This window comes from Chthoniobacter sp. (assembly GCF_040003245.1).
Taxonomy (GTDB): Bacteria; Verrucomicrobiota; Verrucomicrobiia; order Chthoniobacterales; family Chthoniobacteraceae; genus Chthoniobacter.
On sequence record NZ_JBDUCX010000253.1, the window covers coordinates 1 to 9424 of the forward strand.

Annotated in this window: 9 protein-coding genes; 2 read left to right on the forward strand and 7 right to left on the reverse strand. The window is 59.3% G+C overall.

From position 1 onward, the window contains the following. Positions 1-96: 96 nt before the first annotated feature. The 6 genes from ABJF10_RS25590 to ABJF10_RS25615 all read right to left on the reverse strand — a co-directional run bounded on the left by ABJF10_RS25590 (position 97) and on the right by ABJF10_RS25615 (position 7268). The gene (locus tag ABJF10_RS25590; RefSeq protein ID WP_348547461.1) at positions 97-1131 is read right to left on the reverse strand and encodes an Amuc_1099 family pilus-like system protein; all 1035 of its coding nucleotides are present in this window, start codon (positions 1129-1131) and stop codon (positions 97-99) included. A gap of 5 nt (positions 1132-1136) precedes the next feature. Further along, positions 1137-2129 carry an Amuc_1100 family pilus-like protein gene (locus ABJF10_RS25595; protein ID WP_348547462.1) on the reverse strand — a complete coding sequence of 331 codons (993 nt, stop codon included), beginning with the start codon at positions 2127-2129 and terminating at the stop codon, positions 1137-1139. Further along, positions 2126-3817, reverse strand: a complete 1692-nt coding sequence (locus ABJF10_RS25600; RefSeq protein WP_348547463.1) for an Amuc_1101 family PilM-like pilus complex protein — start codon at positions 3815-3817, stop codon at positions 2126-2128. Before ABJF10_RS25600 ends, ABJF10_RS25595 begins: the two co-directional genes overlap by 4 nt. 18 nt (positions 3818-3835) lie before the next feature. Beyond that, the gene (locus tag ABJF10_RS25605) at positions 3836-4420 is read right to left on the reverse strand and encodes an Amuc_1102 family pilus-like protein (RefSeq protein WP_348547464.1); all 585 of its coding nucleotides are present in this window, start codon (positions 4418-4420) and stop codon (positions 3836-3838) included. A 102-nt stretch (positions 4421-4522) separates the two neighbouring features. After that, positions 4523-5470, reverse strand: a complete 948-nt coding sequence (locus tag ABJF10_RS25610) for a UDP-glucuronic acid decarboxylase family protein (protein ID WP_348547465.1) — start codon at positions 5468-5470, stop codon at positions 4523-4525. 382 nt (positions 5471-5852) lie between these two features. After that, the gene (locus ABJF10_RS25615; RefSeq protein ID WP_348547466.1) at positions 5853-7268 is read right to left on the reverse strand and encodes a sugar transferase; all 1416 of its coding nucleotides are present in this window, start codon (positions 7266-7268) and stop codon (positions 5853-5855) included. Positions 7269-7323: 55 nt separating this feature from the next. Between ABJF10_RS25615 and ABJF10_RS25620 the strand changes: the two genes are divergently transcribed. Beyond that, complete coding sequence (locus ABJF10_RS25620) at positions 7324-7980, forward strand: type I 3-dehydroquinate dehydratase (protein WP_348547469.1); 657 nt, start codon at positions 7324-7326, stop codon at positions 7978-7980. Positions 7981-7992: 12 nt separating this feature from the next. Here the strand turns inward: ABJF10_RS25620 and ABJF10_RS25625 are convergent, their stop codons facing one another. Next, positions 7993-8376 (reverse strand): response regulator, encoded by a 384-nt coding sequence (locus ABJF10_RS25625; protein WP_348547467.1) that lies wholly within the window; start codon positions 8374-8376, stop codon positions 7993-7995. A 164-nt stretch (positions 8377-8540) separates the two neighbouring features. On the opposite strand from ABJF10_RS25625, the gene ABJF10_RS25630 reads away from it, so the two are divergent. Then, a partial coding sequence (locus ABJF10_RS25630) for an AAA family ATPase (RefSeq protein WP_348547468.1) occupies positions 8541-9424 on the forward strand: 884 nt, incomplete at its 3' end.

Below are 9424 nucleotides of genomic sequence, written 5' to 3' on the forward strand. Positions count from 1 at the left end.
GGCTTTGGGGTTGAGATTATAAAAAGTTTTTTAGAGTGGGATGCAATTTTGGCACCAAGGAAATGGCCAGATGAAGATCAGGTTAAACTACAGTGGCTACTTGCCCGCGTGGCGCGGGTCCATTTTCACCGTGTAATCTGTCCCGTCTGGGAGTTTTATTTGGGCTTCCGTGTCGTTGATGTCAATCAGTTTATAGTGATGCGTGTCATCAACTTCCGGCTTGAGGACGAACTCCTGGAGCTTTTTGACCCGGATGAGCTGGGTCGGCTGCGGCCATTCGTACTCGAAATTGGCGTAGACATCGGGTGAATCGGTGACCCGGTTCAGAATCAGGACGATTTTATCCGCGGTAATCGTGTCGACGAGCGTCAACTCGGATACGTCCACGGTATCCTCGATTTGCTTGTTGTAGGCCGTTTTGTATTCAAACTTTTCCAGCTTGAATTTCGTATGTGGCACCATGTCGCCGACCTTGAGGAACTCACTGGGTTGGTGGAGGTCGATCGTGTCGATCTGAAAGCTGAACTTTTCGATTGGGTCTTTCTTGGGACCCGTGGGAATACCATCGTAGCTCTTAAAGACGAGCCGGAAGGCAACCTTCTCGAAATGTTTCAGGAAGAGCTTGGTCCAGTAGGGCGGGTGCGAATCCTTATTGTTGGGATCGGTCTTGGCGCGCCATTCATCCTCGTTGGTGAAGCCGTCTTTATCCGGATCCTGCATGGGAACCTTGGCATCCAGCAAAGGAAGGTTGTTATCCAGGAACCATTTGCTGGGGATCTTTTCCCCGGTGAGTGAGTCTTTGTAGAGATCTACGATGTCGGGCTTTTGGGGTGTCCCCTCTGGACTGATGATGTAGTGGTCGGAAACGAAGAGGGAACCGCGAAGGGGTTCACCCTTTGCACCCACCGGATTGGTCCACTGCGGGGGAGTCTGGAGTTTTTCCTTGGCTTGATCGATGCGATCCAGCGGAACGGGAGGAACCTTGTTGTTCGGGATGACACTGGCGACGGCGTCGGAGAATTTTTCGCCGAAGCTTTGGACCCGGAGGAAAATCAGGATAGCGCAGGCCAGCAGCGCAACCGTGAGCAGTGCGAGCAGAAACTGGTCATAGCGCTTCTTAATCCAGTTCATAATGGTTACGGGCGGGGGGCAGATTTGGGGGCGGCAGACGATTTGTCTGAAGCAGGTTTTTCGCCCGGCGGGGTGAAATCCACGATTTCGATGCGAGCAGTCACTTCCATCCATTCCTCACCGAGGATATAGTGGATGGTCTGTTTATCTTTATCGTTGTCGGCGGCATCGCCGGCGCGCGCAGGCCCCTTTTCCTTGCTGCTATGGATGCGAAGCTGACGAACCACGTAGAACTGGGGCGCCTGGGGTCCGGTGATGGTATTCAGCACTTCCCGAAGCGCTGCTGGCTTGCAACTCACCGCGATATCAAACGGGTGATATTTCACCAGATCGCGTCGTCCAGAGCCGCCACCGCCGCCCGGTCCACCTTTACCGCCGGGGCCATTGTTGCCCGGTCCGCCGCCCGCACCGGGTCCACTGCCACCGCCACCTTTTCCGCCCTTGCCGCCCTTTTCCTGAGGAAGATCGGCACGAACGAGGCTGACCACGCCTTCCACGGCATTGGAGGAGTGGGAGAGGTATTGATTCACCACCCACTCGATGGCCTTGAGTTCGCGGCCGAGGGGGGCGGCGGCTTCGGGAGCCGGCGGTGTGGTTTCGTATTTCTCGAATGCCAGATAGAATTTATCCGGAAGCTTGATGCCGTTCTCGGTCGCCTTGGCGCGAACCGCGGTCACCGAGGCCTTCAATTTGTCCTGAAAACCCTCGGGCGAGAACGATTCCAGAGGAAATTCCTTCTTGGAGAGGTCGGACTCGAAGGCGTTGATGACGCTCGCGGCTTCCTGTTTTTGCTCCTCGTAGGCGGTCAGGTTCTGCCGGTTGGGATACGGCACCAAATGGCGCAGGCGATTGTATTCCGCAGACGCTTTCGTGTAGTTCTCGGTGGCCTCGTCGTAGGCGGAACTGGCGGTAAAGAGCTCGAAACCGAGCGCGCCGACTCCGATCAGCATCACCACGATGAACCCGGTCAGAAATTTGTTTTGTTTAACCCAATTCATTTTTCGTTCGAGGAGCTCACGATGGGGTTCTTCAGAATGAGGGGGATGGTCCAGTCATAGGCCCAGTCCACTTCATTGGGACTCATGCGGACGTTGCGCGAGGGATCCTCGTCCACGGTGAAATAGGGCGACTCTTTCAGCTTGGCCTTGAAATCGTCCACCACCTGGGGGCCACGCGTGTTGAAAAGGTAGAGACCCTTGAGCAGCAGGACCGTGCCTCGTGGCGCTGCTTTGGCGTTTTGTTTCAACGTGGACTCGGGCTTTTCCAAGTCGAAATTCGTGACCCAGATGTAGTCCTTGGGCAGGCGGCTGTTGATATCTTCGGTGATTTGCACCCAATAGGTCTTTTCCTCGACCGCATTGAGATACGGTTGCGCGGTATCCTGCTGGGCCTTGATGTCCTTCCTCGCCTGGTCGATCTTCTTTTCGAAGCTTTGGAGTTCGGTGACTTTCGGGGCCAGCTTCTCCGTGGCATCCGCCACGGTCTTGGCGGCTTGCACGAAATACAGCCACCACGCGGTCAGGGCCAGCAGGCCACAGAAACCAGCCATGATGAGGTAGGGGCGCTTGACCGCCAGATCGTGCCGCCGGACGACCCGCGCCGGGCGCAGATTCAGTTCCATCGGGCAGTCGCTGGTCCCGCGCAGCGCGAGGCCGACGAGTTCGCCCATGCGATGGGCGTTCTTACTGATGTCCTCGATATTCAGGCCGGGGCCCACGGCGACATTGCGCATGGGATTGAAGAACTCGACCGGAAGCTGGAACTTCTCCTGAAAGAACTCCCGCATGTAGGGCAACGTGGAACTGCCCCCGCTCAAGAAGACGCGCTCGGGCTGGCTGCCCCCCTGCTGGGCGCGGAAAAAGCTGATCGACCGCGCGATCTCCGCGTGGAGACGGGTCATCGAATTGCGGATCATCTTCGAGACGCGGGCCACATCAGGGTCATCCGGCTCGGCATAGGCGCCGCCCAGGCTCACGAACCCGTCCCGCTTCTTGCGTTCCTCGGCAATTTGAAAGGCCTCGCTGAATTCCTTGGCAATTTGCTGGGTAATCGTGCTGCCGCCATTGGGAATGCTGCGGCTGAAGACCTTGTGCGGCTCAATGAAAATGAGGTTTGTCGTCCGCGACCCGATGTCGATGACGAGCGAGCAACCATGCACGTCGCTGTAGTTGTAGCGAAAGGCGTTGTAGACGGCCATTGGCGCCACATCCACGAGGGTCGTCTTCAGGCCGGTCTGTTCGACGGCATCGTTGATGTCGTCGAGCAAATCGGACTTTACGGCGACGATGACGACTTCGACTTGGGAAGAGTCGCCGCTGTCGACGAGCTGGTAATCCCACACGACTTCATCGATCGGGTAGGGGACATTCTGTTGGGCTTCAAACCCCACGATCTGATCGACTTGCTCTTCCCCTACGGAGGGCAGCTTGACGAAACGGGTGAAGACCGACTGGGAAGAAACCGCGTAGTTGACCTTCCCGCCCTTGACCTTGCGCTTCTGGACGACCTCGTCGAGGACGAGCTTGGTCTGCGCGAGCCGGGTCGCGTCGGCTGCCGGATCGGCGAGTAACTCCCGGGTTTCGTAGGAAGACAGGATCAGGCCGCCGTTTTGACCGGTTTTAAACTCCGCCAGCCCAATAGTTTGGGTGCCGAGGCTGAGACTGAGGATGCGAGTTTTTGCTGCCATGAATGCTCCGGCCGAGGACTACCGGGCGGCCCTGATCGCCTCGTAGCGATCATAGAAGAGCGGCGCGAACGGTGTTTCGTTCTTGTTCAGCAGAAGGCCGGCGAGATGGGGCAGATTGGGCATGCCGGTGGGCTTGTAAGCCGCCTTGCCGTTGGCGGCGGGGGCATCGAGAACCTGACCTTGCCGCGACACGGTGATCCAGGCGTTGCCGATGCTGGCGGCGGTGAACGGCCTGCCGCCCATCAGTTTTTCCAAGGCGCGCGGCGAAATATACATCACCGAGTAGTGGTCCGTTCCCTTGGGAATGTTGACGTGCGTGACGCTGCCATCGAGAAGCGATTTTTCGATCAGGACGTTGTAGTTGAACGTCAACTCGTCGATGTCCTCGGGCTTGGTCTCAAACGCGACTTCGATTTCCAGCCAGGTGCCGGTCTTGGAGCGTTTTTGTGGACCGCCGACGATTTGATATTCCGGGGTCTTGACGCCGGCGATTTCGACCTTGGTGATCTTCACGGAGCCGGGGCCGACTGCGACCGGGGCCTGCGCCAGGACTGCGGAGGACAGCGCCCCAAGGGTGGCGAGGGAAAGGAAGAGGATTTTCATGGGAGGGATTTTCTTAGGACATTCGCGTCCAGGAAAGCGGGTGCTCTTGTTGATTATTTGTGTGGGGTTGGGAAGGAAAAAGTTGCCGATTTCTTCTGAAGTTCAATCCAGACGGGTGCGGAAGTAATCAATTGTCTTGCGAATGCCCTCGTCGAAGTCCACTCGGGGCTCCCAATTCAGCACCTTTTTGGCTCGCGTAATATCGGGCTGCCGCACCTTCGGGTCGTCCACCGGCAGGGGGCGGTACTCGATCTGGGAACTGGCCCCAGTAATGCGGATGATTTCCTCGGCAAATTGCTTGATCGTCATTTCGCGGGGGTTGCCGATGTTCACCGGTTCGTGAAAGTCGGACTGCGAGAGCTTGAAAATACCATCGATCAAATCCGAGCAATAGCAAAAGGAACGTGTCTGCGAGCCGTCGCCGAAGATGGTCAGCGGCTCGCCGCGCAAGGCCTGGCCGATGAACGCGGGCACCACGCGCCCGTCGCGCAGCCGCATGCGCGGGCCGTAGGTATTGAAGATGCGGACGATCTTCGTGTCGATATGGTGGTAGCGGTGGTACCCCATGACCATGGCCTCGGCGAAGCGCTTGGCCTCGTCATAAACGCCGCGCGGCCCGATGGGGTTCACATTTCCCCAGTAGTCCTCGCGCTGCGGGTGCACGAGCGGGTCGCCGTAGCACTCGCTGGTGGAGGCGAGGAGAAGGGTCGCCTTTTTGGCCTTGGCGAGCCCCAGCGCATTGTGGGTGCCGAGGGAGCCTACTTTCAAGGTCGGGATCGGATGCTCGAGGTAATCGATCGGGCTGGCTGGCGAAGCGAAGTGAAAGATAAAATCCACATCACCCGGCAGGAAGATGTAATTGGAGACATCGTGCTTGATGAACTTGTAGTGCTCATTGCCCGCGAGGTGCTCGATATTGGCGACGTTGCCGGTGAGAAAATTATCGATGCCGACGACCCGGTGCCCCTCGGCGAGCAGTCGATCCGTAAGGTGGGAGCCAAGAAAACCGGCGCCGCCGGTGACAACGGAAGTGGGACGGGTCGAAGACATGGGCCGCGTTTTCTAACGGCTCCCACAGGAGGCTGCAAATGAAATGACTGCCGGGAGGCGAAGAATCCATCAATACGCCGCGATTTGTCTTTGCGGGGGGGATTTTTCGCAATGGAGCCAATGGAACCAATGGGGCGATGCACATTTTGCGCCGTGTTATGGCACACCTGCAGGCATGAACTCCGACGATTTCCCAACTCCGCTCGCCACGGCGAGGTTGCCCACTTCCCGCCGGCCATCCGCCCAGGATTTAGTCAAGGCGCCTCGGCGACGAGAAGCCGATTTAAGGTGCCTTAAGCCCTCTTAAGCCGATTTAAGGTGCGAGTTATTTTCGGCGGCGACCATGACCGCCAATCAAGGCGCCCGAGGGCTGCGTTGAGTTTTACCGTGCCCCAAACCCGAGAACGACCACCGGGACGGTCTTGAGCAGAATCTCGAAATCCAGCAGCAGCGACCAATTGTCGATGTAGCGCAGATCGAGTTGCACCCATTCGTCGAAGCTCCGGATCTTGTTGCGGCCGGCGACCTGCCACAGGCAGGTCAGTCCCGGCTTCATGCTCAGGCGCCGCCGCTGGGCGGTGCTTTCAAATTGTTCGACCTCGTAGATGGGCAACGGGCGCGGCCCGACCAGGCTCATCTCGCCCTTGAGCACGTTGTAGAGTTGCGGAAACTCGTCGAGGCTCGTGCGCCGCAGGAATTTTCCGAATTTGGTGACCCGCGGATCCTTCTCGATCTTGAAGACCGGTCCCTCCATCTGGTTGTAAGCGGCCAGTTCCGCCTGGCGCATTTCGGCGTCGGACTCCATGGAGCGGAACTTGAACATCGTGAAGGGCCGCCCATTCTTGCCCGCCCGCTGCTGGCGGAAGAAAATGGGGCCGGGCGAGGTCAGCTTGATGCCGATGGCGATGAAGACGAAGAGCCACGACGTGAGCAGCAGCCCCACGAGCGCACCGGTGCGGTCGATCAAGCCCTTGATTGACAGCGCCCAGGACAAATCCGGCGTCGTGCGAAAGACCAGCATGGGACGGTTGCCGAACACATCGAAATCCGGGCGGGCGATCGAGGTGCGAATGAAATCCGCCGCCAGCCAGGCCTCGACCCCTTCGATCTCACAAGCGGCGATCGCCTCCTGGAGGCGGTTCAAGTGGCTGTGACCACCGGCAAAAATCACCCGGTTGACCGAGTGCTTGTGCAGGGCATTGACGAGATCGGTGATGGGTTGATTTTCAATGTCAATTTCCTCCACGACCTCGATCTCCATGATCTGCTCCGGATTGAACGTGTGCCGCAACTGGTGGGTATCGCTGGGCGTTCCCGCGAGGATCACCCGCTCCCGCAAGTCCACGGTGCGCGAACGCTTCCGGAAGTACAAGAGGGTGAGGTGTTCGCGGGCCAGCAAGAGCCCGACGGAGACGACCACGAAGAGCGGCATGACCGCGCGGCTGGGCACGCTGAGCCGCAGAAAATAGGAGCACGCGGCAATAATCAACCCCAGCCAGAAGATGGCTCGTGCGACCTGGATCAGCGACTTGCCCACGCTCTTTTGCTGCGAGTGCGCGTAGAAGCCCTGCAGTTCCAGCACGATCGGCCCGAAGGGCAGGATGACAAACAGCAGCCACTGGAACTCGGAAAACGGCCCGATCGGCTTGTTGGCGAAAACAAAAAGGTCCGCGCCGAAAAAGCGCAGGGTGTGCGCAATCCAAAACGCGACGACCATCAGGACGCCATCGGCGACCTGGAGGAATTGGAGATTGAGTTCTTGTTTTCGACCAAGCATCGGGTTTGCTGCGCGGAGCATCGCAAGAAACATGAGCCGGATAAATATATCGAGAGATTTACGTAAATTGGCGAACGTGGTGGCCGCCGTGCATTCTCCGGGGGCGCTGCGCGCCGCGCTCCAGATCCGGCCCGGGGAGGTCGATTTCCTGGAGATTCGCGTGGACAATTTTGCCGCCGACCCCGCCGCCTTGCTGCCCGTCCTGCCCCGCCTCCGCGTACCGTTGATCATCACGGTCCGGCATCCGGCCGAGGGAGGGGCGCACAACCTCAGTTTCCCGCAGCGGCGTGAGCTTTTCGCCCGTTTCCTGCCCCATGCGTCCCTGATCGATGTGGAGTTGCGCTCCTTTGAAAAACTATCTGCAACCGTTTCCGCCGCCCGCCTGGCCGGCGTGAAAGTCATCGCCTCCGTTCACCATTTTCACTCCACCCCGCCGGTGGCGAAATTGCAGCGTGCCATTCGCCAGGCGTATGCCGCCGGGGCCGATGTCTGCAAACTCGCCGCGCTCGCCGGTTCGCCGGCCGCCCTGGCGCGACTGCTCGGCGTCTTCGGCAAAAAACAGCCACTGCCCTTGAGTGTCATGGGCATGGGGCGTTTCGGGAAAATCTCACGCCTCCTTTTGGCGCAGGCCGGTTCGGTTCTCAATTATGGCTATCTCGACCGTCCGAACGCCAGCGGACAGTGGGAAGCACGATTGCTCAAATCGCGCCTCGCGGAATTGGTCGAAGCCTGACCGGGCTCCGGCTTACGCCTTGGCCGGCTGCTGAGCCTGCTGCTGGAGGACCCGCATCAGAGCGGAATAAATCTCCGACGGTCCCAGTCCCTTGCTGACGTAGCCGTTGGCGCCCGCTTTGCGCGCCGCCTGCATGGCGTCTTCGTCGTAGCCCAGGCCGGTGAACATCACGATCGGCAAGTGGGCGTGTTTTTCCCGTACCTTGGAAATGAGAGTCAACCCATCGATTTTCGGCATCCCAATATCGAGAATCAGCCCATCGCAGGGGTTCAGGTCCAGCCACGATTCCACCTTGGAACTGTCGGTGAGCGACGCTGCGGAATGTCCCTTGCCGCGCAAGTAGGTGGTCAGGAAGCGGTTCAGGAGCCGATTGTCGTCAACAACAAGGAAGTTCATAGATTAGTATGGCAGCGGTTACATCTTTGAGTTTAGCAGCGCCCATGCCACGCCACGAAAGGAATGCGTGATACCACCCTGATCGCCATGTCCGGGCGCCCGCGGTGGATGTTCCAATTCTCCCGCTTGTCTTGTGGCCCTCCTCACTCGAAACTCCCTCCCGCATGTCCAAACTTGACCCCCTCCGCCAGGCCGTCGCCGTTTCGCCGGACAACATCCCCCTGCTGCTCCTTCTCGCCCATGCTTGTCTCGACGAATGGTCCCTCGACGAGGCCCGGTCCATTTTCGAGCGCGTCCTGACCCTCGATCCCACCCGGCCCGAGGCCCGCGTCGGCATCGCCCGCGTCCTGCACCTCAGCGGCAAGACGAGCGAAGCCGTAGTGCGCATCGAGGCGCTGATCGCCCAGCAACCACAATTCGCGCCCGCCCATCTTCTCCTCGCCCGCCTGCATGCCGGGGAGGGGAATCTCGAGGCCGCCCGCACGAGCTACGCGCGGGCCCTCGCCCTCGACCCCACGGGCAAGGATCCGTCCCTCGAAAAGGAATTGAACTCCGGCGCGCCCAAGGCCGCCGAGCCCGAAAAGGTGGCGGTTTCCGGCCCAGGCTGGGCGCCGGAATCGGAAGACGAGGAAAAGGCCGCCGAGAGCGCGGACATCGAACGCCCGACGCTGAATTTCGCCGACATCGGCGGCATGGAGACAGTAAAGGAAGAAATTCGGATGAAGATCATCCATCCGCTCAAGAACCCCGCGCTCTTCAAAGCCTACGGCAAGAAGATCGGCGGCGGTGTGCTGCTCTACGGCCCGCCGGGTTGTGGCAAGACACTCCTCAGCCGCGCCACGGCCGGCGAGATCAAGGCCAACTTTCTTTCCATCGGCATCCACCAGATTCTCGATCTCTACCTCGGCAACTCCGAAAAGAATCTCCACCAGCTTTTCGAGCTCGCCCGCAGCAATGCGCCGGCCGTGCTTTTCTTCGACGAAGTGGACGCCCTCGCCGCCGATCGCAACGATCTCAAGCGCAGCGCCGGCCGCACGCTCATCAACCA